Here is a 26,334-nt window from a genome sequence, read left to right on the forward strand (position 1 = left end):
CCGAATGCCTCACTGTGGCGGTTCCGCCGCCATTGAGGCATGATGAGGGCGCCAACTGCATAGTCGCGGGAGCTCGGGGTGCCGGGCTGAGAGGGCAGCAACACAGCCGCTGCCGACCGCCTGAACCTGTCCGGGTAATGCCGGCGTAGGGAGTGTGCGATGACGCATGTCGTCGACGAAGTTCCGCTGACCCTTGACGGCGCGCCCCCCAAGACCCTCGGCGTCCTCGACCAGGGCGCGCTCTGGGCCAACCTCGGTGTCAGCCTCCTCGGCTTCTCCGGCGCGCTCGTCCTGATCGATCCTCTGGGCAACGCGCCGCTCAGCCTCGTGGCCGCGCTCACGGCCGCCGTGGTCGGCAGCCTCATCGGCACGGCCATGGTCGGCCTGTCGGCCATCCCCGGCACGCAGACCGGGCGGCCGGCGATGGTGCTGCTGCGCGGGCTGTTCGGGGCGAAGATGTCGTACGTCCCGTCCGTGCTGAACATCGTGCAGATGCTCGGTTGGGGGGCCTTCGAGCTCTGGGTGATCGCCAAGGCCGCGAACGCGATCTTCGGGAGCGTCCCGTACCAGGTGTGGGTGGTGGTGGCGGGGGTGCTGACCACCGCGCTCGCCGTCTGGCCGCTCGGGTCGATCAGGCTGCTGCGCCGGTACGTGACCGCGGGCGTGATCGTGTCGCTGATCTGGTTCACCGTGTCGTTCCTGGGCGAGGCGCCGACGTACACGGGCGGGTCGTGGACGGCCTTCGCCCCGGCCGTCGACTACGTCATCGCCCTGTCGGTGTCGTGGGTGCCGATGGCCGCCGACTTCGCCAGGCACTCGCGCTCCAGCCGGGCCGCCTTCACCGGCGTCGTCGGCGGCTACACCGTCGCCCAGGTCGCCTGCCTGGCCCTCGGCGTGTACGCGGTGGCCATCGCGGGCGCCCAGGCGGTCCAGGCCGACGGCATGGTGGTGTTCCAGCCGTTCGTCGCGGCGCCGCTGGGCGCGCTGTTCTTCGGCATCCTGGTGCTGCGCGAGACCGACCAGTCCTTCGCCAACGTCTACTCCACCACCGTCTCGCTGCAGAACCTGATGCCGAAGGTCGACCGGCGGATCGTCTCCACGGCGATCGGCGTGCTCACCACCGCGATCGCCCTGGTCGTGGACGTCACCTCATACGGCGCGTTCCTCGGGGTGATCGGCGCGGTGTTCGTGCCGATGTTCGCGGTGCTGGCCGTCGACTACTTCGTGCTCGGCGGCGCCGCCCGCTGGAACACCGCCGAGGACGCGCCCTCGCGCTGGCTGATGCTGCTGCCGTGGGCGCTGGGCTTCGCCGCCTACTGGTTCACCACCTCGACGCCCACGGTCGCCGGCTGGGACGACTTCTGGGCCTCCGCCCGCGACGCCGTCGGCTTCACCCGGGAGCCGTGGATGAACGGCGCGCTCGGCGGCGCGCTGGTCGCGGCCCTGGTGACGCTGCTCATCGGCGTGCTCGGCCGGCGCCGCTCAGCGGCCCGCTGAGGCCCGGCGTTCGACGTTGAGCAGGTGCTGCTTGGCGGCCACGCCTCCGGCGTAGTCGCCGAGCTCGCCGTCCTCACGGACCACCCGATGACAGGGCACGATCACGCACACGGGGTTGGCGCCGACCGCGTTGCCGACCGCGCGAAGGGCGCGCGGCCGTCCGATGCTCGCGCCGATCTCCTCGTACGTCGTGGTCGTGCCGTAGGGCACGGCCATGGTCTTCTGCAGCACGGTACGGGCGAACGGCGTGGCCAGCGCGAGGTCGACCGGCGTGGCGAAGGTGCGCAGCCGGCCGGAGAAGTAGGCGTCGAGCTCCCGGCGCACCGGGTCGAGGCGGCGGGCGTCGGGCCCGATGAACGTGCCGACCTCCTTGGCCACCCGCTCGAACACGGTGTTCTCGGCCTCGAAACTGCAGGCCGCGATCCCCTTACCGGTCACCGCGAGCACCAGCCTGCCCACCGCGCCGTCGTAGGTGCCGAACGCGATCTGCGGCGGCCCCTCGCCCTTGTAGGTGCTGGAGGTCACTCTCAGCAGGGCATCGAGGTCGCTGCTCGACATGCCTCTCACCCGTTTCAGCCACCGGAATCTTCGTGAGCGCAGCGTATCGGACGGATCGCCCGTCAGACCCACCACGCCACGTGCACTATGGAGGTGTGGGATACGCATGGGTCGGCAGTGACGAGGAGATCGCTCGCGCCGTGCTCGCCGGGTCCCCCAACGCCGTGGTGGCGCTCGACCGCGACCAGAGCGTGCTGGTCTGGAACGCGGCGGCCGAGCACCTGTTCGGCTGGACGGCGGACGAGATGCTGGGGCGCCGGGCGCCGATCGTCCCCGACGAGCTGGCCGCCGAGCACAACGCGGTGCTGGAGCGCGTGCGCACCGGTGGGCAGGTGTCGCTGCGCACCAAGCGCGTCCACAAGGACGGCAGGTCGCTCGACCTGCGGGTGGACATCAACGCCCTGCGCATGGGCAACTCCGTGGTCGGCTACGTGCTGGCCCACCATCCCGCGCGGGCCGACGAGGTCGCCGGGCTGCGCATGGAACGCCGGGCCCGGCTGGTGCGCCGGCTCACCGACGTGGTCGGCGACATCAACTCCGAGCTGGAGCTGCCGGCCGTGCTCGACCGCATCTCGGCCAGCCTCACCGAGCTGACGGGCGCGGACGCGGGCGGGTTCGTGCTCATCGAGGGTGAGCGGCTGCGGCTGGTCAGCACGTACCGGCTGCCGGAGACGCTCAGGGGCACCACCACCGGCCTGCGGACGAGCCTGGTGGACAAGCTCTTACGCACGGGCAAGACCGTCATGCTGGAGTCCCAGGGGCTCGGCGACCTGGTGTGGGCCAGGCTCAACGGGCTGCACACGATCGCGCTCGGCCTGGCCGCCGTCGGCGGACGCCCCTACGGCGCCCTCTACGCGCTGTTCGCCGGCCCCGCCCCCGGCCACCTGGAGCTGGAGCTGCTCGAACTGCTGGCCGGGCACGCCGGCATCGCGGTCGGCAACGCGGTGGCCTACCAGGAGGCGGTGCGGCAGCGGGCGCACGAGCGGGCCGTCTTCGACGCCAGCGCCGACGGCATCGCCGTGCTGGACGACGCCGGCCGGGTCGTGCGCTGGAACCCCGCCGCGGCCGAACTGACCGCCTTCCCCGCCGACGCGGTGATCGGCGGCCCGCCGCCGTTCCCGCTGCCCAGCCCCGGCGAGAAGCTGACGTTCCAGATGGAGAACGGGCGCTGGCTGGACGTGGTGAGCGCCCGGATCGAGGAGACCGGCGAGATCGTCATCGACTTCCGCGACGTCACCCAGGCCAAGGAGCTGGAGGAGGCCAAGGACCTCTTCCTGGCCACCACCAGCCACGAGCTGCGCACCCCGATCACGATCGTGCGCGGGTTCGCCGGCACGCTCGACGCGCGCTGGGACAAGATGAGCGACGCCGAACGCCGCTCGGCCGTGCACACGATCGCCGAGCGGGCCGGATCGCTGGGCCAGCTCATGGACCACCTGCTGCTGGGGGCCAGGGCGGGCGCGGACGAGCTGGCCGTGCGGATCGAGGCGTTCGACCTCGCGGCCCGGATCCACGCGGCCACGCTCGGCCTGCCGGTGCTGTCCGACCGCCACCGCGTCGAGGTGCGCATCCCGGACGGATTGCCGCCGGTGCTGGGCGACGCCCTGGCAACCGACATCGTTCTGGGGCAATTGCTGGAGAACGCGTTTAAATATTCCCCAATGGGTGGATTGATCTGTGTTGAAGCTTGGCCCGAAGACGACGGCGTGGTCGTAGTGGTGGATGACGAGGGGGTCGGAATCTCACCGCCTGACCGCGAACGGATCTTTGAGCGCTTCGTCCAGGTGGACAGCGGGGACCGGAGGCGCTTTGGTGGAGTGGGGCTCGGCCTCTACATCGTGCGCAGTCTGGCCAGAGCACAGGGGGGAGAAGTGAGTGCTCAACCGAGGCCCGGAGGGGGTACGAGGATGCGGTTGGTCCTGAGGCGCGCTTCCACTATCCGATCCGACACACCGATGCGGTAACGAGGTGGTCACAGTTGAGCTGATCTATCGTCCAATGTGTACAAGCTGTGATCGAGATGCGGTTTCTGCGATTGGCTAACGGGGCATTTCGGTCGTACCGGGGAGTGTTCCCGCGGGGGGCACAGGGAACGGGGAGGTGGGTGTGTCAAGCGTGGTGCTGCTGCCGTACGCGCCGTCCAGCGTCGCCGTCGCCCGCCAGCGTCTGAGCACTGACCTGCAGGATTGTGGGGTCTACACCTCCGCGATCGACGATGCGGTGCTGGTGGTGAGCGAGTTGCTGAGCAACGCGCTGCGGCACGCGCATCCGCTGCCTTCAGGCATGGTGAGGGTCGCCTGGATGCGTAGCGACGATCACATAGAGGTGGCGGTCAGCGACGGGGGTGCGGCGACAGAGCCGCGGGCGGGCCGCCCGACCCTGTCTTCGCTCGGGGGCCGGGGGCTGGGGATCGTCGAATACGTGGCTGAGAGCTGGGGGGTTCGTCACGACGGTGACACGACGACGGTGTGGGCCATCCTGCCCGCACCCAACGGGGCGGCGGTGAACGGGCAGGTCGCGGCCCTGAAGGAGGCCGGTTAGGCGGTCCTGGCCGCCAGTACGGCCCGTTCGGTGACGGCCCACGCCGTGGAGACCAGGAGGTACAGGCCGGCCGCCAGGGGGAGCACGAGCACGGCCAGCGCGGAGCCGTACGGCAACAGCGGCATGACCTTGCGCAGCAACTCCGGCTGCCCCTCCGGCACCTTGATCGAGCGTGCCGACAGCCATGCCAGCAGCACGAGCCCCGCGATGACGACGACGAAGACCGAAACCGGCCAACTGATCAGACCGAAATGGGCCACCACACCCGCGAGCTGCTGTCCCAGCGGCGCCCCGAACAGAGTGTGACCGGCCAGTGCCGTCGGATGCGTGGCCACCCTGAACATCAGCCACAGGAACGGCAATTGCGCCAGCATCGGCAAGATCCCCGCGAACGGTGACGTGCCCTCCCGGGCGTACAGAGCGGTCAGCTCCTTGGACAGCCGCTCGGGATCGCTCCCATGGCGCTCGCGCAGTTCCTGGAGCTTCGGCGCGAGCCGCTGCCGGACCTGCCCGGCCCGCGCCTGGCGGACGTTGAGCGGCAGCAGGACCAGGCGTACGGCGAGGGTGAACAGCACGATGGCGAGCGCGGCGTGACCCCCGGACACGCCGATGACGAACGTGACAAGTGAATCGATCATGAGCCCTTCAGACATGACGACGGACCAGGGCTCATCACATGACGATGAGCCCCGCTTTGACGGAAGCGGGGCTCGCCTAAGGCGCTCGTGGACGCGGGCGTCCGGCCGCGTCGGGATCGCGCATCCGCTGGAAGGCCGTGCGGCGCGCGTAGGTCAGCGGGAAGCCGGGAGACTCACCGCCGGGGGTGGGCAGCGAGGTGGCCGCCCACGTGGCCAGCAGGAGGATCGCCATCATGGTGATCCCCACCAGCCACGGATCGAACAGAAGCGACGTCACTGCGACGAACGGGACTTACCGACGACGGTGACCGCGATGAAGACGATCAGGGCGACGACCCCGACGATCAGGACGAGCTTGAACAGGCCTGCCAGCAGGGGCAGAAGGAAGTTGAACAGCACGAAGAGACCGAGAAGGGTCCCTAAAACGAGCATCACGACTCTACTCATGAGGCCACCGTACGTCCTCCGAGCATGATCCGCGAGGCTTACGAACCTGTGACGTACATGTCCGCCACCATGTCCGCCACGTGGGGCTCGGCCGTACGGTGAGACGGTGAACACCCGCATCCTGGTGGTCGACGACGACCCGACCGTGTCCGAGGTCGTGGCCCGCTATCTGGAGCGCGACGGGCACGAGGTGGAGTGCGTGGGCGACGGCGCCGAGGCGCTGCGCAGGGCCCTGGCCGACCCGCCCGACCTCATGGTGCTCGACCTGATGCTGCCCAGGATCGACGGGCTCCAGGTGTGCAGGAAGCTCAGGGAGCGGTGGCCGGTCCCGGTGATCATGCTCACCGCGCTCGGCGAGGAGATCGACCGGGTGGTGGGCCTGGAGACCGGGGCCGACGACTACGTGACCAAGCCGTTCAGCCCCCGGGAGCTGGCGTTGCGCGTGCAGTCGGTGCTGCGCCGGGCGCGGGGGGCGTCCGTCACGGCCGGCACCGGCGTGCTGCGCGACGGCGACCTCGTCGTGGACGTCGGCGCCCACGAGGTGCGGCTCGGCGGCGCGCCGGTGATGCTGACGGCCAGGGAGTTCGACCTGCTGGCCTACCTCATGCGCAACCCGCGGCAGGCGTTCAGCCGGTCGGCGCTGCTCGACCAGGTGTGGGGGTGGTCGTTCGGCGACTCCTCGACCGTGACCGTGCACGTGCGGCGGCTGCGGGAGAAGGTCGAGGCGGACCCGACCGAACCGCGGCGGATCGTCACGGTCTGGGGCGTCGGCTACCGGTACGAGCCGATGGAGAGCGCGGGGTGACGCCTCCCGATCCCATGGTGTCGGTGAGCGAGCTGCCCATGGTCGTGGCCGTCTCGGCGGGGCTGGGGCTGCTGGTCGCCGCCGCCGGCGTATGGGCCATGGGACGGCTGCGGACCAGGTCGATCGGGGTGATGCTGGCCGTCGTGGTGGTGGTCGCCGTGGCGGCGACGCTGGCGGGCGTGGTCGCCATCACGATGAAGATGATCATCGAGGGGGCGGTCAAGGACTTCGTGCTCAGCGTGGTCGCGGTGGGCGGCCTGGTGGGGCTCGGAGTGGCGTTCGTGCTGGCCAGGCGGGTGGTGGGGGAGAGCAGGCGGCTGGTGGCGGCCGTGCGCGACGTGCCGTTCAGGGCGCCGCTGGGGTTGCCGGCCGAGCTCCAGGAGATCGCGAGCACCCTTGAGGAGGCGTACGCGCGGGAACGCGCGCTCGAAGGCGCGCGCCGGGAACTGGTCGCCTGGGTGAGCCACGACCTGCGCACGCCGCTCGCCGGCCTGCGGGCCATGGCCGAGGCCCTGGAGGACGGCGTGGTGGCCGACCGCGAGACGGTCGCCCGCTACCACGGCCAGATCAAGCTGGAGGTCGAACGCCTCTCGGCCATGGTGGACGACCTGTTCGAGCTGTCGCGCATCCACGCGGGCGCGTTGCGGCTCTCGCGGGCCAGGATCGGGCTCGCCGACCTCGTCGCGGACACGCTGGCCGGGGTCGAGCCGCTGGCCAGGGCCAAGGGGGTGGTGCTCACGGCGGAGGCGGCGGGGGCCGTGCCCGTGGAGGCCGACGCGGCCGCGCTGGGCCGGGCCCTGCGGAACCTGGTCGTCAACGCCATCCGGCACACGCCCTCGGAACGGGCCGTGGTGCTGCGGGCCGGGGTGGACGAGCAGGGGATGGCCTGTCTGTCGGTGGCCGACGGTTGCGGGGGGATTCCCGAGGAGGATCTGCCTCGGGTGTTCGAGGTGGCGTTCCGGGGGGAGGCCGCGCGTACGCCCACCGCCGACGGCGGCGCCGGGCTCGGGCTGGCGATCGCCCAGGGGATCGTCGAGGCGCATGATGGGATGATCGGGGTGGTCAACGAAGGACCGGGGTGCCGGTTCGAGATCCGGTTGCCCCTGGTGTCCGGAAGCTGACGTTCCCGCACGGTGTCCTGCCTCGATCTTCCGCTGTGGTCTCGCTTCCTCGGTCGTGGGCCGCCCGGGTCTGGGGGCCCGGGTCAGGCGGGTTCGGGGAGCGCGGTGTCGCGTTGCCCGAACGATTCCGACATCGCCCGGAACGTCGGGCAGGGCCAGCGCCACATGCAGCTCCGGCACCGCAGGATCGGGTTGGCGGTGTCGCTCGTGATGCCACCCGCGTCGCGCGGCTGGTGCAGGTCGAGCAGCCGCAGCCCGAGCTCGGCGAACCTGAGCAGGTCGGCGCGGGAGCCGGCCAGGAAGTCGAGGTCTTCGCTCGCCAGCCTGGTGCGGATCGGGACGTAGCCCTCGTGGTTCAGCAGACCGCGCAGGCGCGCTGCTTCGTCATGCCATGAGGTGGCCTTTTCTGTGCGGATGAGGATGGTCTCCAGACGTTCCCGGAGCCCCTGACGCTGTGGATCTTCAGGTTTCTCTGCATTCATCGATACGAGGCCCATGGGGCGGGCCACAGCCCCTCCTTCTCCGTGAAGCGTTGCCGGTTCCGGTGTCACGCTGTCAAGCTTCGCGTACTCTCCGTTTTGATGGAGCCCAAACGGAGGACAAAAACCTGTCGTTCCCCTCTCGGCGTGACAACGTGACCGGAAGCCTCCGCGCCGCTAGCCTGCCCATGTGGAGCTCAAGGTCTCGACTCGATCACATGCCGGGTGCGCACTCGTTGCCATCACCGGAGAAATCGACCTCTATACGGCGCCTCACCTGCAGGCCGAGTTCACTCGGCTGCTGCAGGACGAGCCCAGCCGGGTGGTCATCGACATGTCCGCCGTGGATTTCTGCGACTCCACGGGGATGAACGTGCTGCTCTCGGCGCTCAAGCGCATGAAAGAGCGGGGAGGTGTGCTGGAGGTGGCCGCGCCGCGTCCGGCCGTCCGCAAGATCCTGCAGGTCACGGGGCTCGTCTCGGTGTTCACCGTGCACGACGAGCTGCCGCAGGAGTTCCTCATCACCGAGGGATCATGACGCAGGCTGACACGGCTGTCGTCATTCCCGCGGTGAACGAGGGCGACCGCATCGCCGCCACCGTCGCCGCGGCGGCCGGCCTGCCGGGCGTCGATCTCGTCGTGGTCGTCGACGACGGCTCGACTGACCGCACCGGCAAGGTGGCGCGGGCGGCGGGCGCGCGGGTGGTCCGCCACAGCCGCAACCGCGGCAAGGCCGCGGCCATGGAGACGGGCGCGGAGGCCGTACGCCTCCTCGACGAGGACCGTGCCCCTCGCCACCTGCTCTTCCTCGACGCCGACCTGGGTGACACGGCGAGCGCCGCGGCGCCGCTGGTGGAGCCCGTGCGCGAGGGCAAGGCCGACATGACGATCGCGCTGTTCGGCACCCGGGTGAAGCTCGGCGGCCATGGGTTAGTCGTGCGCGTGTCCAAGGACGGCATCCGCCGCGCCACCGGCTTCGAGGCCGCCCAGCCGCTCAACGGCCAGCGTTGCCTGACCAGGGCCGCCTTCGAGGCCGCCCGGCCGCTGGCGCACGGGTTCGGCGTGGAGACGGCGCTCACGATCGACCTGCTGCGCAAGGGGTTCAGGGTCGTCGAGGTCGAGGTGGAGATGTCCCACCGGGCCACCGGCAACGACTGGCGGGCCCAGTTGCACCGCGCCCGGCAGTTGCGGGACGTCGCCCTGGCTCTGGCGAGCCGGGAGCCGGTGGTCGTCGAAAATCTCGGCAAACTCCTTCCTAAGCGGTGATTTCGGCCTCCGGGTTATCCACAGGCGTGGATGATCTGGGGCTGGGGCCGTGACGAGTGTGCTGGAATTTGCGGGTGACTTCGGAGAGACGCCGCAAACAGGCACAAGCCCCACCTTTCTGGGTGGCATCGCTGCGGCTTCCGTGGTCTGCCGCTGACCGGCGCCGGTTCCCGGCGGGCGGCGGCGGGGTCGCCGCGTGGGGTGCGCGGCCGGTGTTCGCCCGGGCCTCCGCGGCCGGTGGGCGGGCGGCGGCGCCTCGGCCGGGGCGGCTCGCCGAGGCCGTCCGGGCGCGGCTCGCGGTTCCCGGGCTGGTGATGATCGCCGTCTCGGTGCTCCTGACGATCACGATCGGGTTGCTCGGGCCTTCTCCCATGGTTCCCGCGCTGGGCGGGCCGGGGTGGCAGCCGCCGTACTGGGTGGACGCCCGTCCTGATCCTTATGCGGTGCTCGTCCTGGCCGCCGCGGCCTTGCTCATCGGCGGGGCCGGGCTGCTGGCGGCGCTGGCCGCCGGGCCGCGTCCCGGGCTGCCGGTGCGGCCGCTGGTGCTGCTCGGGTGCCTCGCCGCGGGGGTGCTCGCGTTCCTGCCTCCCTCGGGCTCCGGCGACCATCTCAACTACGCCGTGTACGGCCGGATGGTCACGCTCGGCCTCAACCCCTACACGCACGGCGCCGTCGACCTGCCGGGCGATCCCATCGCCGACGCGGTCGAGCGGCCGTGGCGCGAGGAGCCCAGCGTCTACGGGCCCGTCGCCACCGCCCTCCAGGCATTGGCGAGCTGGATCGGGGGCGACTCGCTCCGGCTGACCATCTTCGTGCTGGCGGTGTTCAACGCCGCCGCCTTCGTCGTCACGGCCCTGCTGATCGACCGCTTCACCAGGGACGACCCCGCCCGGCGGCTGCGGGCCGCGCTGTTGTGGGCGGTCAACCCGCTCCTGCTCTACCACCTGGTCGCGGGCATGCACGCCGACACCCTGGCCATCGCCTGCATGGTGGCCGCGCTGCTGGCCAGGGCACGTCCGGCGGCGTCCGGGGTGCTGCTCGGGCTCGGGGTGGCGACGAAGCTCAACGCGGGGCTGGTGGCCTTGGGCCCCGCGTGGGAGCTGCGTCGCCGTCCGGGGCGGCTCGCCGTCATGGCGGCCGCCGCGCTGGCCGTGGTGGTCGTCGGCTACGCGGTCGTCGGGCCCGAGGCGATCACGCCGGTGACGACCACCAGCAAGGCGATCTCGCACGCCTCGTTCTGGAAGCTGGTGCAGGGGTGGCTCTGGGCGCTGGTGGGCACCGGGCGCGCGTACCGGGGCGAGATCCAGGTGGGCGCGCTGGTGGTGCTCGCGGTCGTCGCCTGGTCGTTGCTGCGGCTGGCGTCCCGGCGGTCCGCCTTCCGCGAGGGGGCCTCCGGAGGGCTGGAGGCGCCGGTCGTGGCGGCGGCGCTTGTCGTGGCCTACCTGTTCGCCACGCCGTACATCCTGCCCTGGTACGACGGGCTGGCGTTCGGCATGCTCGCCCTGGTGGGCGCCTCGGCCGTCGACGGGTTCATGGTCGCCCACCTGCTGATCCTGTCCCTGGCCTACCTGCCCGCCCGGGTCGACGGGCAGCCGCAAGGGGCCGAATGGCTCAGTGGCGTCCTCAGGCCTCAGATCGCGTGGGCGCTGCTGGCGTTGACCGTTCTGCTGGTGGGGTGGGCGTGGCGAGCTGCAGGGCCCGTACGCAGGCCGCGAGCGTCAGCGGCACCGCCACCGTGAGCGCCATGGCCGGGATGGCGATGCCCGAGTCGTTCATCAGGAAGCCGATGAAGGCGCAGGTGAGCGTCCCGAACAGGCCGGCCCTGAGCGGCGGGGCCAGCGCGTACGCCTGACCCAGCGCCGAGGCGCCCCACCTCGACGGGCGGGCCAGCACCAGGAACAGGAACGCCAGCGCGACCACCGAGAGCAGGGTCAGCGGCCAGTTGCCCACGCTCACCCCGATCATGGCCCCGAACTTGCGTCCGACGACGGTCCACGCCTGGCCGTCGATGATCTGCTGCACGAACGCGCCGAGATGCGTGCGCCTGTCGGCCGGGCGCATCCAGTCGAAGACCGAGATGGCGGCGATCAGCGCGACCGCGCCCACCCCCACGACCAGGAGTTTCACCACCGACACGCGCCTGCCGGACAGCAGGATGAGGAAGACCGCCACCCCGATCACGAACGCCGGGACACCGCCGAAGTCGGCGCCCCACGAGGGCGAACCGTCCGCGAAGACGGCGAAGGCGCCGTACAGGCCGCACAGCGCCACGACCACCGTCCTGGAGACGCCCCTGCCGAGCAGCCAGTGGGCCACCCCGGCCAGGCCGAGGACCGTGCCGGTGGCGTAGACGGCGAAGGCGATGTTGCTGAAGCCGTAGAAACGTCCTCCGGTGACGGGTTCGTAGCCGGTCACGGCGTTGACCTGGAGGGCCGAGCCGGTCATCACGTCGATGAGGAGGGCGAGCGAGGTGACGGCCGCGACCACGGTGAGCGGGCCCAGCACGTGCGCGCGCCACGGGCCGGCGAACGCGAGGCCGGTGATCAGGGCGGCGATGGCCAGGATCGTCACGATCACCGAGACCATCGGCATCGGCAGGCTCCACCACGGCACGAGCTGGGCCAGGAACGTGGAGACCGCGATCGCGCCGCTGACGGTCGCCACCACCTGGATGGCGGCCAGCAGCTTCGAGGCGTCGGCCGGTTCGCCGCCCGTGGCAGGGGCGGGGTGGCCGTTCGCCTCGGCAGCGCCCGTCACGGCGGCGGCCGCCGGCGGCGTGCGGTCATCGGCGGCGCCGGACGCGGGCGGGGCCTGCCGGACGCGGGAGGAGCGGCGGCGGCGCAGCGCCAGGGCGGCCAGGGCGTAGAAGAGCAGCTGGACGCTCACCAGGACGGTGAAGAAGGGCCCGCGTACGTCCCGCAGCACCTGGCTGGCCAGGTCGCCGTCGGCCAGCCGGGTCACCGTGGCGGCGGCCGGCGCGGTGGCGTCGCCGTCGGGCTGCCAGGCGCGGCCGACCACGTCGCGGGGGGCGGTCAGGCCCAGGAGCTGGATGGCGGTGGCGGTGAGGTCGGTGATGGTGACCAGGCCGTCCTGGCGGGTGGAGGAGGCGGTGAGGGAGCCGCCCGGCGGGTACGGCTGCCCGCTCGGGGACGGCCCGGTGGCGAGGGCCGCGTGGAGGTGGGCGTTCGGGCTGAGGTCGGAGATGCCGGCGAGCAGGACGGTGGTGTTCGGGGGCACTCTGCCGATCAGGGCGGCGATCTGCTGGTCCGCCCTGGTCGCGGCGGCTTGACGTTCGGCGGCCGGGAGGGAGACCGGGATCCCGTGGTCGTCGAGGGGGCCGCGGGCCCAGGCGGTGGTGAGGTCGGCGGCTTCGAAGACGATCAGGTTGTAGGGGGTCAGGTCGTTCAGGGCGTCGAGGGTGGGGGCGTATTTAGTGATTTTTCCGGTCTTGTCGGCGGCGGCGAGGGCGGCGCCGGGGCCGATCGCCGCCACCTTGCCCCCGCCGTCCGCCACCAACTGGCCGAGCGTGCCGATCTGCGCCGCGTAGCCGGTGTCGGCCTGGAAGGCCACCAGCTCCCGCCACCCGGGGACGGTGGCGCCGTCCCCGGCGGGCTGGGGAGGCGTCGCGGCGGGGCAGCCCTGTCCGGGCGTGCCGGCGCGCTGGCCCGCGGAGACGGTCAGCCAGCCCGCCATCGGGCAGGTGAGGCCGCGGTCCTTGGGCGGGACGGCGCGGGTGGACAGCGACGCCGAGCTGCCCTGGGCGGCGAGCTTCCACAGGGTGGGCGTGCCCGACTCGCTGAAGTCGCTCCACTGCAGACCTGGGACGCCCACCACCACGACCCGCCGCCCTTTCGGGCCGCCCCGCCCCGGGACGCCGCTGCCCGAGGCCGCCGCGGCGCCCGGCGCGGTCATGGCGCCGGAGCGGATCATCGCGGCACCGCCCTGGGAAGCGGCGGCCGCGGCGGAGGCGGGAAGGAGGAGAGCGGCGAGCATGAGGCCGAGGAGCACCGTGACGAGCCGGCGGCGCGCCCGAGGCGCCGCTGTCCGGAGGTGCCGCAGGCGGGAGCCGGTCACGGCGCTCGGGGACGCGGGGCGTACGCGACGCGCTTGGTGCCCGCCCCCGAGCGTGGCGTAAGGCATGTACGGAACCCCCAGTGTCTGCGCCCTCGATCAACAGCCACGGTAACGTGCCACATCGTGACAAGAGGCGAGGTGCGAGTGATCCGGCGGCAGTGGTGGGCGTGGGCGGTGGTGGCGCTCGTCGTCGCGGCGGCGGCCGCGCCTCTCGTGCACACATGGCTGACCAACCCGGACGACCAGCGGCTCGTCGACCTCGACGTCTACCGTACCGGCGGCCAGATGCTGCTCGACGGCCGTCCGGTGTACGACTTCTTCACCCCGGCGCCCCAGTTGCTGCCGTTCACCTATCCGCCCATCGCGGCGATGCTGGCCGTGGCGCTGGCCGAGATGTCCTGGGGCACCGCCCAATGGGTGTGGACGGCCGGCATCTTCGCGGCGCTGGCGGTCACCGTCTGGTTCGCCTTCCGCCAGGCGCTGCGGGCCTACGTGCCGTGGGTGTTCGGGCTGCTCATGGTGGCCTGCACGTACCTGATGCCGATCCGGGACCAGGTGCGGTTCGGGCAGGTGGACATCCTACTGGTCGCCCTGTGCCTGGTGGACTGCCTGGCGCGGCGGCCCTGGCTGCCCCGGGGGTTCCTGGTCGGGCTGGCCACGGCCGTCAAGCTGACTCCCGGCGTCTTCCTGATCTACTTCCTGGTCACCAGGCAGTGGCGGACGTTCTTCATGGCGGCGTTCGTGGCGGCCGTGCTGACGGTGCTGCCGTTCGTGGTGATCCCGCAGGACGCGTCCGCCTTCTGGTTCTCGGCGCTGCTCGATCCGGAGCGGCTGGGGGCGAACACCGCCACGACGAACCAGTCGATCCGGGGCATGCTGCTGCGGCTGTACATGCCGGAGTCGCTGACGTTCGTGATGTGGGCCGTGATCGTGGCGGCCGTGGCCTGGTACGGGTTCCGGGCGGCGCGGGCGGCGTACCAGGCGAAGGACGAACTGACGGCGGTGGCACTGACGTCGCTGATGGCGGTGCTGCTCTCGCCGGTCGCCTGGATCCACCATCTGGCCTGGGTGGTCGTGGTGCTCGGGGCGATCGTCGGCGACGGGCGCGACCCGGTCAGGCTGCGGGTGGCCGCGGGGGTCTGGCTGTTCTACGTGGTGCCCGTGCCCTGGTGGGGGGTCTCGCTGATCGCCGCCGGGATCCCGGGGGTGAGCCTGGTGCTGGGGAAGATCGTGCAGGACGGGTTCGGGCTCGGGGCGCTGGTCCTGGTCTGGCTGCTGGCGTCCTGGTTGCCCAAACGGCGGCAACTGGCTTGACCGAAGTATTACCCTCTGTGGCGTGCTCGTTACCGCTTGGGTAGTCGTGGGCCTCGTGGCCGGGGTGAGTGGCGTGTTCATCGGCTACATGGGCCTCAGGCAGGCCAGGGCCGCCGTCGACGACTGCCTGCGCAGGGTGGCCAGGCAGACCAGCGAGGGCGCGGGCGACCTCAAGGCGATCAGAGACGTGGCCGTGTGCCGCTACGACGCGCTCGCCGAGATGAGCGGCAGGCTGTCGTTCTCGGTGGCCATGATCAACGGGCTGGGCGACGGCATCGTGCTGACCTCGATCAACGGCACCAGCGAGACCCGCACGTACGTGCGTCCGGTGGTGGGCGGGAAGGGCCAGCAGCCGCTGTCGCCGGAGGAGGAGCAGGCGGTGCGGGCGGCCCGGCTCGGGCTGGGGCCGCTGGTGCCGCCGCGGGTCCTGAAGGGTTCACGCTGAGTGTCCGTACGGGTGCCGTACGCGGTCGGCGAAAGGGCGGCGTGCTGCGACCACCTGCGGATACTCTGGATGCATGCCCAGACTCGCCTATCTCGGACCGGAAGGGACCTTCACCGAAGAGGCCCTGAGGCTCCTTGATCCCGCCGCCGAGCGGCTGCCCTGCGCCACGGTGAGCGCGGCGCTCAACGCCGTCCGCTCCGGTGACGCCGACGGCGCCGTCGTGCCGCTGGAGAACTCCATCGAGGGCGCGATCACCACCACGCTCGACGAGTTCGCCTGGGGCGAGCCGTTGACGATCACGGCCGAGCTGCTGCTGCCGGTCCAGTTCTCGCTGCTGGCCAGGCCCGACACCGAGATCGCGCACATCAAGCGGGTCTACACCCATCCCGCGGCCATCACGCAGTGCCGCGCCTACATCGCCCGCGAGCTGCCCGACGCCGTGGTGGTCGCCGCGCCTTCCACGGCCGCCGCGGCCCAAGAGGTCTCGCTGCCGGGCTCGCCGTACGACGCGGCCATCGCCGCGCGCATCGCCGGCGAGCACTACGGGCTGGTCGCGCTGGCCGGCGACATCGGCGACCGGTCCGACACGGTGACCAGGTTCGTCAAGGTGAGCCGTCCGGGGCCGCTGCCGGAGGCGACCGGCTCCGACCGCACCACGCTGGTCGTCTTCCTGGCCGACGACCACCCGGGCGCGCTGCTGGAGATGCTGACCGAGTTCTCCGTGCGCGGGGTCAACCTGACCCGCATCGAGTCCCGGCCGACGGGCGACGGCATCGGGCGCTATTTCTTCCACTTCGACTTCGAGGGGCACATCGCCGATGCGCGGGTGGGCGAGGCCGTCGCCGGGCTCCACCGCATCTGCGGCGAGGTGCGCTTCCTCGGCAGCTACCCCCGCGCCGACGGGGTGGCCCCGCAGATCAAGAGAGGCACGGCCGACACCCAGTTCGCCGAAGCCGCCGACTGGCTGACCCGCATCAGATCCGGCCGGCTCTGACCACGGAGAGGCCCTTCACATGGGCCTAAGCGCTCCGGGGGGCGTCGGCGCGAGTCCGGCCGTGGCCGCCCACCGAGCGGAGCGGGGAATGCGGGGGCGGGGTGGGGGTGGGCGCCGGTAGCCTTTCCTTGTGATTGACCTGCGTACCCTTCGTGAGGATCCCGACCGGCTACGGGCGTCGCAGCGTGCCCGCGGTGAGGACGACTCCGTCGTCGCAACGCTGCTCGACCTCGACGAGCGCCACCGATCCGCGCTGACCTCGTTCGAGTCGATGCGCGCTGAGCAAAAGAGCATGGGCAAGTCGGTCTCCAAGGCGCAGGGCGAGGAGAAGGCCGCGCTGCTCCAGCGGGCCAAAGACCTCGCGAGCCAGGTCAAGGCCGCCGAGGCCGAGGCGGAGAAGCTGGCCGCCGAGCTCGACCAGCTCATGCAGACGGTGCCGAACATCGTCGAGGAAGGCGCCCCTCCGGGCGGCGAGGACGACTATGTCGTCCTGGAGACGTTCGGGGAGCCGCGCCAGTTCGACTTCGAGCCGAAGGACCACCTGGAGCTCGGCGAGGCGCTCGGCGCGATCGACATGGAACGCGGCGCCAAGGTGTCCGGCTCGCGGTTCTTCTTCCTCAAGGGCGTCGGCGCGCGCCTGCAGCTCGGCCTGCTCAACATGGCGATGCAGCAGGCGATCGAGGCCGGGTTCACGCCGATGATCACTCCGGTGCTGGTCAAGCCGGAGACCATGCAGGGCACCGGCTTCCACGTGGCCCACGACAAGGAGATCTACCGCCTGCCGGAGGACGACCTCTACCTCGTCGGCACCTCCGAGGTGGCGCTGGCCGGCTACCACGCCAACGAGATCGTGAGCGGCGACGAGCTGCCGCTGCGCTACGCGGGCTGGTCGTCGTGCTTCCGCCGCGAGGCCGGCTCGTACGGCAAGGACACCCGGGGCATCATCAGGGTCCACCAGTTCGACAAGGTGGAGATGTTCTCCTACGTCCGTCCGGAGGAGGCGCACGAGGAGCACCAGCGGCTGCTGGCCTGGGAGAAGGACATGCTGGCCAAGATCGAGGTCCCCTACCGGATCATCGACACGGCGGCGGGCGATCTCGGCATGTCGGCGGCACGCAAGTTCGACTGCGAGGCGTGGATCCCGACCCAGGGCCGCTACCGCGAGCTGACCTCGACCTCCAACTGCACCGAGTTCCAGTCGCGCAGGCTCGCCGTCCGTTATCGCGACAAAGACGGCAAGCCGCAGCATCTGGCCACGCTCAACGGCACGCTGGCCACCACCCGGTGGATCGTGGCGATCCTGGAGAACCACCAGCAGGCCGACGGCTCGGTGGTGGTTCCCAAGGCGCTGCGTCCCTACGTGGGGCTCGACGTGCTGGAGCCGTCCAAGTAGGAGTGGCGGCGGGCGTCGACCGCGATGACGGCGACGCCCGCGATCACGATCAGGCCGGTCAGCAGGGCCGCGAGCGTGACGGCGGTCCCGTGGGTCTCGGGCGTGCCGTGTGCCCAGCCCTGGAAGGGCAGGTAGACGGCCGCGTAGACCAGTGGCGCGGCCACCACGCCGGTCAGCGCGCTCACCGGCTGCGGCTTCCCGTCCCAGGCCAGTACGAGGCACGCCAGCCCGGCCGCCAGGGCCACCGCCCAGCTGAACATGGCGGTGAGGTCGACCAGCGCCGCCTCGCCGCTCTCGCTGTCCAGCGCGACGAACATGGCCAGCGCCCCGATCGCCCCCGATGCCGCGAACGCGCCCTGATACCGGCGCATCCTGGCGCCGACGCCGCCCAGCAGCATGCACATCGCCAGGAACAGCGCGACGTTCCGCTCGGGGCCGAGGTCCACCTCGTCGTCCTGGACGTCGTCGAGCGTGTAGGACCAGCCGAGGCGACGCCAGGCGCCTGAGACGTCCCTGACCAGGATGCCGTCCACGCCGTTGGCGACGACCACGACGTGTCCTCCGGGCCTTGCCTGGACCGCCAGGTCGTAGGACATGAGCATGCTCTCGTCCTCGCCGTGCTTCCTGGCCAGCCGGAGGCGGGTGTCGGGGGACGGTTCCCAGGAGGGCCGCCAGGTGAGGCCGCCGTCGTCCGACTGGTCCACGCCGAGGTGGTTCTGGCGGACGCGGTAGCAGCGGGTCGCCTGGCCGGGCACGCACTGGGCGCTGATCGACGTCCGGGGGGAGGCGGGAGCGGTCGCGTCGGTCCAGGTCGTCCCGCCGTCGTCGGAGAGGCGGGAGCTCTGTTCCGTGCCGGTCGTCCCGACGACGATCTTGCCCGATTCGGTCACGTCCACGGACAGGGCCGCCGATGCCGGGACGGGCCCGGCCGTGGCGGTCACGGCCAGGACGGCCAGCGGCACGGTGACCATGATCCGCCGGCGCGGGGAGTCGGCGTCGGCGCTGCGCTGCCGTACCCACCAGGCCAGGGCGAGGGCAGGCAGGGCGATCAGGTCCGTGGGGTCGGCCAGGACGCGCGAGGGCCCGGCCACGAGGCTCCAGCCCTGGGAGGCGAGATCGGCGCCCGTCTCCGTGGTCTTCATGAACGTGAACAGCAGACCGGTCAGGACGGTGGCCGCCAGGTCGGCGCGGCGTCCGAGGAGCAGTGCCATCAGGGCGGGGGCGACGACGAGTCCGGCCAGGTCACTGAGCTTGCCGGTGAGCAGGCCGGGCCAGAGCGGCTTGAAGAGGTGGTCGTTGAGCAGGAGCAGGATGACCCCGGTGATGGTCACGGGGTGACATAACCACGCGTACCTCATATACGGGTGGATGGCGGGAGACGGAGGGAAGTTGGGCCGCGCCCGAGGCCGTGACTGATTTGTGAACCTCCCCTTTGTCCACAGGAAGACGTCCGCCTGTGGACGGCAGTCCGCGCGGGCGCTTCAGACGGCCTCTGGCGCGCGAGTACATGTCCGGACATGAGAAGGGGCCACGGAGGGCCTCCCAGGGCCGTGACGGCGTCCTGGAGGCTCTGGCGAGCGGCCGGCAAAGGCTCTGGGGCGTCGGGCTGAGGGCTCCGGAGGCTGGCCTGGGCTTCGGCGGGAAGCACAAAGGCCGGAGTCCGCTGGAATGCGGACCCCGGCCTTAGTTGCGAACTACGAACTACAGGTCAGAGGGCACGGACCTGGGAGGCCTGCGGCCCCTTCTGTCCCTGCGTGATCTCGAACTCGACCCGCTGGCCGTCTTCAAGGCTGCGGTAGCCGTTGCCGACGATCTCGGAGAAGTGCACGAACACGTCCGGCGCACCGCCGTCCGGGGCGATGAAGCCGAAGCCCTTCTCAGCGTTGAACCACTTGACGGTTCCCTGAGCCATAAAAGCTCTCCCTCAGGATGTGAATCTATGGGACCCACACCTCGTGGATCCCGGTGTGTCGTACAGCAAGCACCCGGGGTGGCTCAGACAAAGTCATGCTGGTTTTCACTACGGGATCAGCTAATACAACGCCATCACATCTAACACCATTCTGGCGCGTTGGTGTTCCCGTCCCTACGAAGATTTCTGTCAGGCGGCATCACCGGGCAAACTGGAACCTGTTATGCAGAGCCTTGCACCGCCGCGCCTAGTGGCCACCGACCTCGACGGCACCGCCCTGCGCGCCGACGGAACCGTGTCTCCCCGGACGGCTGCGGCCTTCGCGAAAGTCGAGGAATCCGGGGCCGCGCTCGTGTTCGTGACCGGACGTCCGCCGAGGTGGATGAGGGAGGTCGCGGGCGCCGTACGGCACCGTGGCCTGGCCGTATGCGCCAACGGCGCACTGATCTACGATCTGCATACCGAACGGATAGTGGAATCTCACCTCATCGACGCCCGCGTACTCGGGGAAGTCGTCGCTCAGCTACGAGCGAACGTGTCCGGTCTCGCATTTTCGGTCGAGTATGAAGGTGGGTTTGCGCACGAGTCCGATTTCCGGCTCGGCGGCCTGGATCGCAAGGGTGTCGGAGTTGTCCGGATTGACCGAGACGCACTGACCGCCCGGCCCTGCGTCAAATTGCTCGCCCTCCATCCCGACATGGGCGCCGACGAGCTGCACGCGACCGTGCACGACCTGGTGGGCCACCTGGTGACCGCGACCCACTCCAGCCACGGCGGCCTGGTCGAGATGAGCGCCCAGGGCGTGACGAAGGCCACGGCGCTGGCCACGCTCGCCGGGCGGCACGAGATCAAGCCGGCCGAGGTGGTCGCCTTCGGCGACATGCCGAACGACCTGCCCATGCTGAGCTGGGCAGGCACGTCGTACGCCGTCGCGAACGCCCATCCCGACGTGCTGGCGGCGGTCGATCACGTGACCGCGTCCAACGACGAGGACGGCGTCGCTCAGGTGCTGGAGCGGCTCTACAGGTAGGGGCCCGACCCGCTCGGCGGCCGGTGGCCCTCGTCACCCGGCACGCCGGGCAGCGCCCTGCGCATCTGTTCCAACTGGGCCCTCGCCGCCATCTGCTGGGCGAACAGGGTGGTCTGGATACCGTGGAACAAACCCTCCAACCAGCCCACGAGCTGGGCGTGCGCGATGCGCAGCTCGGCCTCGCTGGGGGGCGTGCCGTTGTCGTCGGTGAAGGGGAGCGACAGCCGTTCCAGCTCGTCGACCAGCTCCGGCGCCAAACCGTCCTCAAGCTCCTTGATGGAGGACTCGTGGATCTCCTTCAAGCGCTTGCGGCTGGCCTCGTCGAGGGGGGCGGCGCGCACCTCCTCCAGGAGCTGCCTGATCATGCTGCCGATGCGCATCACCTTGGCGGGCTGCTCGACCAGGTTGGTGACCGAGCGCTCTTCATCACCGCTATCGCCCTGACCTTGGAAGTCGGGGCCCACCACCACGATGTGAGGGGTGTTGTTGTCCTCAGCATTCATAACACTCACCGTACTAGCAGGATCTTGCCGACGTGCTCTCCCGAATCCAACATTCGGTGTGCATCGGCTGCCTCCGCCATGGGCACCCTCGCGTACACCACCGGACGTACGGCACCCGCCTCGACCAGCGGCCAGACGTTGTCCACGACGCTCCGGACGATGACGCCCTTCTCGTCGACCGGACGGGCGCGCAGCGTGGTGCCATGGACGGAGGCCCGCTTGGTCAGCAGCGCGCCGAGATCGAGCTCGGCCCTCCCGCCGCCCTGAAGCCCGATGATCACCAGCCGGCCGCCGGTGCGCAGCGCCCGTACGTTGGCCGCCAGGTATTTGGCGCCCATGATGTCGAGGATGACGTCGGCCTCCACCCGGTCGGCGAAGTCCTCCTCGCGGTAGTTGACGACCTCGTCCGCGCCCAGCTTCCTGACCTGCTCGGCCTTCGCCTCGGACCCGACCGTGGCCGCCACCCGCGAGCCGAGCGCCTTGGCGAGCTGCACCGCGAAAGTGCCGATGCCGCTGGCCCCGCCGTGCACCAGCAGCGTCTCGCCGCGCCGCAGCCGGCCGACCATGAACACGTTCGACCACACCGTGCACGCCACCTCGGGCAGCCCCGCCGCCTCGGCCAGCGGCACGCCCTGCGGCGCCGGCATGACCTGCTGCCAGGGCACCGCCACGCGCTCGGCGTAACCGCCGCCGGCCAGCAGCGCGCACACCTCGTCGCCGGCCTTGAACTGCTCGACGTCCGCCCCCACCGCGGCCACCACGCCCGAGACCTCCAGCCCGGGGTACAGGGGCGCGCCGGGAGGCGGGTCGTAGAAGCCCATCCGCTGGTGGACGTCGGCGCGGTTCACCGCGGAGGCCGCCACGTCGATGAGCACGTCGCCGCGTCCGACGGCCGGATCGGGCACCTCACGCCATTCCAGGACCTCTGGTCCGCCCGGCTCGGTGATCTCAATGGCTCGCATGCGATCCACGGTAGCCGGGCAAAGAAGTTGTGGGTTGCCGGGCTGCGCGGGAACGCGTGGCGTTAACCTGCAAAGTATTTGCTGCCCCTTTAGACCCACCCGAGGGGGAACACGGTGGCAAGACACGATCGAGAAGAATCTCTCGAGGAACAGCTGGCCTGGCTGGACGCGATCAAGGAGACGGAGGAGACGCCCGTCTCCGTCGGAGCCTCGTCCGCGTCGGCGGACGAGCCGGTCGCTTCGCCGTACCCCAAGGACCCGTGGCTGCTCGTGCCCACGCCGCACGACACGCCGACGCCGCCGCTGTTCCGCGCCGCCGTCGACTCCGTTTACGGCCACGCGGCGGCCGAGGATCTGCCCGAGGCCGAGAGCGAGGCCGGTGAGTGGCTGGACAGGGCCGCCACGCAGGAGAGCGGCCGGGGTCAGGAAGGCGGCAGAGGGCAGGAGAGCACGGCCGGTGAGCCGGCCGCGCCGCCGGTGAGCCTCGGCCGGTCGGAGGACCCGTTCCTGGCGCCCCTCAAGCCGTTGCCGCGCCCTGACGACACCGACAGCTACTCCTTGACGTTCACGCCGCCCGAGCGGGCGGGGAGCGGGGAGAAGGACGCCGAACAGGCCCGGGAGCAGGGCGAGAAGCCGAGCCAGGAGCAGGGCGAGGAGCCCTTCCAGGAGCGGGGGCGGCAGCAGGGCGAGGAGCCCTTCCAGGAGCGGGGGCGGCAGCAGGGCGAGGAGTCGTTCCAGCAGCAGGGCGGCGAGCAGGAGCGCGAGGGCGAGGAGCCGGGCTGGCCGTCGCTCGGCGACTGGTCGCGGCCCGCCGAGCAGTCGAACGAGACGCAGCCGATGATCACCGAGCTGCCCGAGGCGTTCGACGCGCCGGCCCGAACCGAGCCGGCCACGATGTTCGACATCCCGGCCCGTACCGAGTCGCGCAGGGCGTTCGACGAGCCCGCCCGTACCGAGCCCGGCCCGGTCGAGCCCGCCGAGGCCGCCGAGCCCGCTCCCGCCGAGCCGCCGCGCGGGTTCGAGGAGCCCGTACGCGCGGAGGAGCCCGTCCACAGGGAACCTGAACGCGAGGAGCCGCCGGCCGACGAGCGGCCCCGCTGGGACGAGCGGCCGCAGTGGTCCGACACCTCCTTCCGCGAGGGCCGCCCGCAGCGGCCCGACCTCTCGCACGGCGAGGCGCCCGCCCCCCAGGAGGCCGCGCGGGACGAGCGCCCGCAGTGGAGCGACCGCCAGGAGTGGCGGCCGGCCGAGCGGGAGATCCCGCCGCCGCACGAGCGCCGGCGGCGTCCGGCGCCCATCCCCGTGTTCACCGCGCCGCAGCGCCCGCCGCTCACCGGCAGGCCGACCGCCGACAGCCTCGACCCTGAGTCGCTGCTGCGCGGCAGGCGCAACGCGCCCTCCAAGGGCTGGCGGCGGCTGGTCTACAAGGCGTCCGGCGGCTGGATCAAGCCGGGCGAGGCGCCGGAGGTGCGCCGCCGCCGCGAGCTGGTGACCAGGGCGCGCACCCCCGTGACCACCGGCCACCACCGGGTGGCCGTGCTGAGCCTGAAGGGCGGCGTGGGCAAGACCACGACCACGGTCGGGCTCGGCGCGACGCTCGCGCAGATGCGCGGCGACCGCGTCATCGCCGTCGACGCCAACCCCGACCGGGGCACGCTGTCCGACAAGCTGGTGCTGGAGACCTCCGCCACCGTGCGCGACCTGCTCAACGAGCGCGACCAGGTCAAGCGGTACGTGGACATCAGGGCGTTCACCTCGCAGGCGCCCTCGCGGCTGGAGGTGCTGGCCTCGGACCGCGACCCCTCGGTGTCGGAGGCGTTCAGCGGCGCCGACTACCAGGCCGTCTCCCAGGTGCTGGAGAACTTCTACTCCATCTGCATCACCGACTGCGGCACCGGCCTGCTCCACTCCGCCATGGGCGGCGTGCTCGGGCTCGCCGACCAGATCGTGCTGGTCAGCAGCCCTTCCGTGGACGGCGCCAGGGCCGCCTCGGCCACCCTCGACTGGCTGGAGGCCCACCACTACGCCGATCTGGTGAAGAACGCGACCGTGGTGCTGTGCAGCGTCCGGCCGCGGTCGAAGTCGGCGGTGGACATCAGAAAGCTGGAGGCCCATTTCGCGGCCAGGTGCCGCGCGGTGATCAGGGTGCCGTACGACCCGCACCTGGAGGAGGGCGCGGAGATCGACCTCGACCGGCTCCAGGAGGCGACCAGGGAGGCCTACCTGCAGCTCGCCGCCAGCGTGGGCGACGGGTTCGCGGGGGTGCGCGAGTGAGCGGAGGGTGTGGGATTCGAACCCACGAGGCCATCGCTGACCTGGCCGCTTTCAAGGCGGCTGCACTCGTCCACTATGCGAACCCTCCTGTGCGGACACCACGATAGCGGCTGTGGTGGCAGGGGTGTACGTTCAGGAGGTGGCGGATCTCGGCATCGAGGTGGAGCGCGGTCCTGGCGACGCGACGGTGCGCCTTGCCGGAGACCTCGACAAGGTCACGGCGCCCCTGCTGAGGCGGCGGCTGGCCGAGCTGTCCGCCGAAGGGCTCGTGGATCTCGCGATCGATGCCCACCACCTCGACTTCTGCGACTCCAGCGGCCTGTGGACGCTGGTGGAGCACCAGCGCGCGGTCGCCGGGCAGGGCGGCTCGTTACGCCTGGTCGGCGTGCACGGCGTGCTGCGACGGGTGCTCGACGTGACCGGCCTGACGGCCGCCTTCGACGAGGTGCTGCCCGTCTAGAGGCGGCTCGGGCCGAGCTGGGACAGGAGCCAGCGGGGGCCCTCGGTCTCGGCGCCCAGTTCGGCGACCCGTTCCCGGAGCCCGCGGTCGGCCGTGACGACGAGCACGCGCTCCCACGGCTTGGCCCGGGCCACGACGTCGACGATCGCGTCGTCGCCGCTGCCCGTGGCCGCGACGACCTGCAGCCCGGGGATCTCGGGGGTGCTCCTGGCGGCGCCCTCCACCACCGCGACCACCCGCGGGAACCACTGCGACAACACCGGATGGAACAGCCTGAGCTCCGCCACGTCGGTGAGCAGGCGGGTGGCCGCGCCCAGCCGGTCGTTCCACCAGCCGTGCTCGGCCCGCGCGCCGATGATGTTGGCGACGTCGAGCACGATCGTCTCGGGACGGATGGCGGCCTGCACGCGGTCCCAGGTCGCGGCGAAGCCGGGATGCAGCTTGCGGCCGGCCACCTCGGGCAGCGGCAGCCAGCGCAGGTCGGTGCTCTCGCTGTTGGCGGGCCTGGCCGGCATCAGCTCGGCGGACTCGGCGATCACCGTCTCGAAGGTCCAGCCGCCGTGGTCGTCGAGGTAGACGCCCTGGACGCGGAACCCGTCGCCGCCGAGCGCGGCCTCCTCATGGGCCTCGCGCAGCGCGCTGGTGACGGCGTCCTCGTGGCTGTCGCGGGCGCCGCCGGGCAGCCCCCAGGTGCCGCCGTGATGGCTCCACCAGGAGCGCTTCTGCATGAGCACGTGGGGCACGCCGAGCGGGTCATGGTGGACGAGCAGCAGGCCCGACGCTCCGTGGATGCCCCAATGTCTGTGTCCGAGCCCGCATTCGGCCCAGCCGTCGCCGTCCTTAGCCGCCATGAGGGATTGTCTCAGCCTCCGCCCTTACTGAAATGCTGCAGGTCCTTGGCGCCCGTCCAGTAGCCGCCCCACTCCCATCCGACGTCGGCGAAGGCCCTTACGACCTTGTCTCCAGGGTTTACCACACCTTTACCCTTCATTGGGCGCTGGGTGTACCTCTTGGCATTTTGGTGCGCTGTGCCACCGCTTGCAGTGACATATGGGTTCTCGCGTGGATTGATGTCAATCGCTTGGCCGTACGCGTGGTTCGACCAATTGGTGGAGCCGGTCGCGCGACGGCAGTTGAATGCCGAGGTGTTGTCGGCCTCGATGGAGGCGAAGTCGTCGCCTTTGAAGACGTCGACGAGCTTCATCTGCCGGATGGGCCAGCGCCAGTCGTACAGCTTGCGGAAGACGGTCTCGATGTCGTCGGTGACCGTCTTGCGGACGACCAGCTCGCCGGTGTGCGGCTTGTCGTCGAAGCCCCAGAACGACATGGTGACCAGCCGCAGGTCCTGGTAGGACACCGGGCAACCGGGCCGCCACGAGTACGGCAGCCGCTCGCGCGACACCTTCGTGACCTTCGAGGTGAACGGCGGCGGAGCCGCCGGGCTCGGCTCGCTCGTGGGCGAGGTCGTGGGCGAGGTCGTGGGCGACGTCGTCGTCCCGGTTGCGGGCGCGGAGGGCGTGGGCGTGGCGCCGGACGAGGCGACGGGCGCCTGCCCTGCGCACGAAACGGACGTGAGCACCACGAACGCGATGGCGGCTGTACGTTTCATCTGGCCACCATA

27 protein-coding genes, 1 tRNA gene and 1 riboswitch are annotated in these 26,334 nt (G+C 71.1%); of the genes, 15 read left to right on the forward strand and 13 right to left on the reverse strand.

The window, feature by feature from the left end:
• Nucleotides 1-55: 55 nt before the first annotated feature.
• Nucleotides 56-169, forward strand: a riboswitch (TPP riboswitch).
• Complete coding sequence (locus tag ACIBQ8_RS24195) at nucleotides 160-1,497, forward strand: purine-cytosine permease family protein (protein ID WP_397193023.1); 1,338 nt, start codon at nucleotides 160-162, stop codon at nucleotides 1,495-1,497. (Overlaps the previous riboswitch by 10 nt.)
• Here ACIBQ8_RS24195 and ACIBQ8_RS24200 read toward each other — a convergent pair.
• Entirely contained in the window at nucleotides 1,483-2,055 is a 573-nt protein-coding gene (locus tag ACIBQ8_RS24200; RefSeq protein ID WP_397179985.1) for a methylated-DNA--[protein]-cysteine S-methyltransferase, read from the reverse strand. The genes ACIBQ8_RS24195 and ACIBQ8_RS24200 overlap by 15 nt on opposite strands.
• 95 nt (nucleotides 2,056-2,150) lie before the next feature.
• Between ACIBQ8_RS24200 and ACIBQ8_RS24205 the strand changes: the two genes are divergently transcribed.
• Nucleotides 2,151-4,019 (forward strand): ATP-binding protein, encoded by a 1,869-nt coding sequence (locus tag ACIBQ8_RS24205; protein WP_397193024.1) that lies wholly within the window; start codon nucleotides 2,151-2,153, stop codon nucleotides 4,017-4,019.
• A gap of 151 nt (nucleotides 4,020-4,170) precedes the next feature.
• Entirely contained in the window at nucleotides 4,171-4,596 is a 426-nt protein-coding gene (locus ACIBQ8_RS24210; RefSeq protein ID WP_397179983.1) for an ATP-binding protein, read from the forward strand.
• Here ACIBQ8_RS24210 and ACIBQ8_RS24215 read toward each other — a convergent pair.
• From ACIBQ8_RS24215 to ACIBQ8_RS24225, 3 genes are all read right to left on the reverse strand, one after another.
• Nucleotides 4,593-5,234, reverse strand: a complete 642-nt coding sequence (locus tag ACIBQ8_RS24215; RefSeq protein WP_397193025.1) for a YidC/Oxa1 family membrane protein insertase — start codon at nucleotides 5,232-5,234, stop codon at nucleotides 4,593-4,595. The genes ACIBQ8_RS24210 and ACIBQ8_RS24215 overlap by 4 nt on opposite strands.
• 76 nt (nucleotides 5,235-5,310) lie before the next feature.
• Nucleotides 5,311-5,511, reverse strand: a complete 201-nt coding sequence (locus tag ACIBQ8_RS24220; protein WP_397179981.1) for a DUF6412 domain-containing protein — start codon at nucleotides 5,509-5,511, stop codon at nucleotides 5,311-5,313.
• On the reverse strand, nucleotides 5,508-5,681 hold the full coding sequence (locus tag ACIBQ8_RS24225; protein WP_352363275.1) for a hypothetical protein: 174 nt from the start codon (nucleotides 5,679-5,681) through the stop codon (nucleotides 5,508-5,510). Before ACIBQ8_RS24225 ends, ACIBQ8_RS24220 begins: the two co-directional genes overlap by 4 nt.
• Before the next feature lie 106 nt (nucleotides 5,682-5,787).
• On the opposite strand from ACIBQ8_RS24225, the gene ACIBQ8_RS24230 reads away from it, so the two are divergent.
• Nucleotides 5,788-6,486: a response regulator transcription factor gene (locus ACIBQ8_RS24230; RefSeq protein ID WP_397179980.1), complete on the forward strand. Its 699-nt coding sequence runs from the start codon at nucleotides 5,788-5,790 to the stop codon at nucleotides 6,484-6,486.
• Complete coding sequence (locus tag ACIBQ8_RS24235; protein ID WP_397179979.1) at nucleotides 6,483-7,607, forward strand: sensor histidine kinase; 1,125 nt, start codon at nucleotides 6,483-6,485, stop codon at nucleotides 7,605-7,607. Before ACIBQ8_RS24230 ends, ACIBQ8_RS24235 begins: the two co-directional genes overlap by 4 nt.
• 83 nt (nucleotides 7,608-7,690) lie before the next feature.
• On the opposite strand, the gene ACIBQ8_RS24240 is transcribed toward ACIBQ8_RS24235, so the two are convergent.
• Nucleotides 7,691-8,116 carry a hypothetical protein gene (locus ACIBQ8_RS24240; protein ID WP_352318255.1) on the reverse strand — a complete coding sequence of 142 codons (426 nt, stop codon included), beginning with the start codon at nucleotides 8,114-8,116 and terminating at the stop codon, nucleotides 7,691-7,693.
• Nucleotides 8,117-8,276: 160 nt separating this feature from the next.
• Between ACIBQ8_RS24240 and ACIBQ8_RS24245 the strand changes: the two genes are divergently transcribed.
• The 3 genes from ACIBQ8_RS24245 (at nucleotide 8,277) to mptB (ending at nucleotide 11,091) form a co-directional block, all read left to right on the forward strand.
• Entirely contained in the window at nucleotides 8,277-8,624 is a 348-nt protein-coding gene (locus tag ACIBQ8_RS24245; RefSeq protein WP_352318253.1) for an STAS domain-containing protein, read from the forward strand.
• Entirely contained in the window at nucleotides 8,621-9,352 is a 732-nt protein-coding gene (locus tag ACIBQ8_RS24250; RefSeq protein WP_397179978.1) for a glycosyltransferase family 2 protein, read from the forward strand. Before ACIBQ8_RS24245 ends, ACIBQ8_RS24250 begins: the two co-directional genes overlap by 4 nt.
• Before the next feature lie 212 nt (nucleotides 9,353-9,564).
• Nucleotides 9,565-11,091 carry a polyprenol phosphomannose-dependent alpha 1,6 mannosyltransferase MptB gene (mptB, locus tag ACIBQ8_RS24255; protein WP_397193026.1) on the forward strand — a complete coding sequence of 509 codons (1,527 nt, stop codon included), beginning with the start codon at nucleotides 9,565-9,567 and terminating at the stop codon, nucleotides 11,089-11,091.
• Here the strand turns inward: mptB and ACIBQ8_RS24260 are convergent.
• Nucleotides 10,976-13,345, reverse strand: coding sequence for a hypothetical protein (locus ACIBQ8_RS24260; RefSeq protein ID WP_397193027.1), 2,370 nt, complete (start codon nucleotides 13,343-13,345; stop codon nucleotides 10,976-10,978). The genes mptB and ACIBQ8_RS24260 overlap by 116 nt on opposite strands.
• A gap of 204 nt (nucleotides 13,346-13,549) precedes the next feature.
• On the opposite strand from ACIBQ8_RS24260, the gene ACIBQ8_RS24265 reads away from it, so the two are divergent.
• From ACIBQ8_RS24265 to serS, 4 genes are all read left to right on the forward strand, one after another.
• Entirely contained in the window at nucleotides 13,550-14,740 is a 1,191-nt protein-coding gene (locus tag ACIBQ8_RS24265) for a glycosyltransferase 87 family protein (RefSeq protein WP_397179975.1), read from the forward strand.
• Nucleotides 14,741-14,762: 22 nt separating this feature from the next.
• Nucleotides 14,763-15,185 carry a DUF4446 family protein gene (locus tag ACIBQ8_RS24270; protein WP_364416540.1) on the forward strand — a complete coding sequence of 141 codons (423 nt, stop codon included), beginning with the start codon at nucleotides 14,763-14,765 and terminating at the stop codon, nucleotides 15,183-15,185.
• A gap of 73 nt (nucleotides 15,186-15,258) precedes the next feature.
• Nucleotides 15,259-16,179 carry a prephenate dehydratase gene (pheA, locus tag ACIBQ8_RS24275; RefSeq protein WP_397179973.1) on the forward strand — a complete coding sequence of 307 codons (921 nt, stop codon included), beginning with the start codon at nucleotides 15,259-15,261 and terminating at the stop codon, nucleotides 16,177-16,179.
• A 130-nt stretch (nucleotides 16,180-16,309) separates the two neighbouring features.
• Entirely contained in the window at nucleotides 16,310-17,572 is a 1,263-nt protein-coding gene (serS, locus tag ACIBQ8_RS24280; RefSeq protein ID WP_358290963.1) for a serine--tRNA ligase, read from the forward strand.
• Here the strand turns inward: serS and ACIBQ8_RS24285 are convergent.
• Both ACIBQ8_RS24285 and ACIBQ8_RS24290 read right to left on the reverse strand, forming a co-directional pair.
• A complete protein-coding gene (locus ACIBQ8_RS24285) occupies nucleotides 17,536-18,903 on the reverse strand; it encodes a hypothetical protein (protein ID WP_397193028.1) in 1,368 nt (455 codons plus the stop codon). The genes serS and ACIBQ8_RS24285 overlap by 37 nt on opposite strands.
• Before the next feature lie 377 nt (nucleotides 18,904-19,280).
• Entirely contained in the window at nucleotides 19,281-19,484 is a 204-nt protein-coding gene (locus tag ACIBQ8_RS24290; RefSeq protein ID WP_080043977.1) for a cold-shock protein, read from the reverse strand.
• 250 nt (nucleotides 19,485-19,734) lie between these two features.
• Between ACIBQ8_RS24290 and ACIBQ8_RS24295 the strand changes: the two genes are divergently transcribed.
• Nucleotides 19,735-20,514, forward strand: a complete 780-nt coding sequence (locus tag ACIBQ8_RS24295; protein WP_397179971.1) for an HAD family hydrolase — start codon at nucleotides 19,735-19,737, stop codon at nucleotides 20,512-20,514.
• Here ACIBQ8_RS24295 and ACIBQ8_RS24300 read toward each other — a convergent pair.
• Complete coding sequence (locus tag ACIBQ8_RS24300) at nucleotides 20,505-21,017, reverse strand: bacterial proteasome activator family protein (RefSeq protein WP_352318235.1); 513 nt, start codon at nucleotides 21,015-21,017, stop codon at nucleotides 20,505-20,507. The two genes, ACIBQ8_RS24295 and ACIBQ8_RS24300, sit on opposite strands and share 10 nt — an antisense overlap.
• A 5-nt stretch (nucleotides 21,018-21,022) precedes the next feature.
• On the reverse strand, nucleotides 21,023-21,979 hold the full coding sequence (locus ACIBQ8_RS24305; protein WP_397179970.1) for an NAD(P)H-quinone oxidoreductase: 957 nt from the start codon (nucleotides 21,977-21,979) through the stop codon (nucleotides 21,023-21,025).
• 114 nt (nucleotides 21,980-22,093) lie between these two features.
• Between ACIBQ8_RS24305 and ACIBQ8_RS24310 the strand changes: the two genes are divergently transcribed.
• Nucleotides 22,094-24,253, forward strand: coding sequence for an AAA family ATPase (locus ACIBQ8_RS24310; protein ID WP_397193029.1), 2,160 nt, complete (start codon nucleotides 22,094-22,096; stop codon nucleotides 24,251-24,253).
• Between the two features lies 1 nt (nucleotide 24,254).
• Here the strand turns inward: ACIBQ8_RS24310 and ACIBQ8_RS24315 are convergent.
• Nucleotides 24,255-24,341, reverse strand: a tRNA-Ser gene (locus tag ACIBQ8_RS24315).
• A 36-nt stretch (nucleotides 24,342-24,377) separates the two neighbouring features.
• Between ACIBQ8_RS24315 and ACIBQ8_RS24320 the strand changes: the two genes are divergently transcribed.
• Complete coding sequence (locus ACIBQ8_RS24320; RefSeq protein ID WP_397179968.1) at nucleotides 24,378-24,713, forward strand: STAS domain-containing protein; 336 nt, start codon at nucleotides 24,378-24,380, stop codon at nucleotides 24,711-24,713.
• Here ACIBQ8_RS24320 and ACIBQ8_RS24325 read toward each other — a convergent pair.
• Nucleotides 24,710-25,564 (reverse strand): NUDIX hydrolase, encoded by an 855-nt coding sequence (locus ACIBQ8_RS24325; protein ID WP_397193030.1) that lies wholly within the window; start codon nucleotides 25,562-25,564, stop codon nucleotides 24,710-24,712. The genes ACIBQ8_RS24320 and ACIBQ8_RS24325 overlap by 4 nt on opposite strands.
• 11 nt (nucleotides 25,565-25,575) lie before the next feature.
• Nucleotides 25,576-26,322, reverse strand: coding sequence for a M15 family metallopeptidase (locus ACIBQ8_RS24330; RefSeq protein ID WP_397193031.1), 747 nt, complete (start codon nucleotides 26,320-26,322; stop codon nucleotides 25,576-25,578).
• Nucleotides 26,323-26,334: the final 12 nt, after the last annotated feature.

The sequence above is a fragment of the Nonomuraea sp. NPDC049646 genome (assembly GCF_044465525.1).
In the GTDB taxonomy this organism is placed as follows: Bacteria; Actinomycetota; Actinomycetes; order Streptosporangiales; family Streptosporangiaceae; genus Nonomuraea.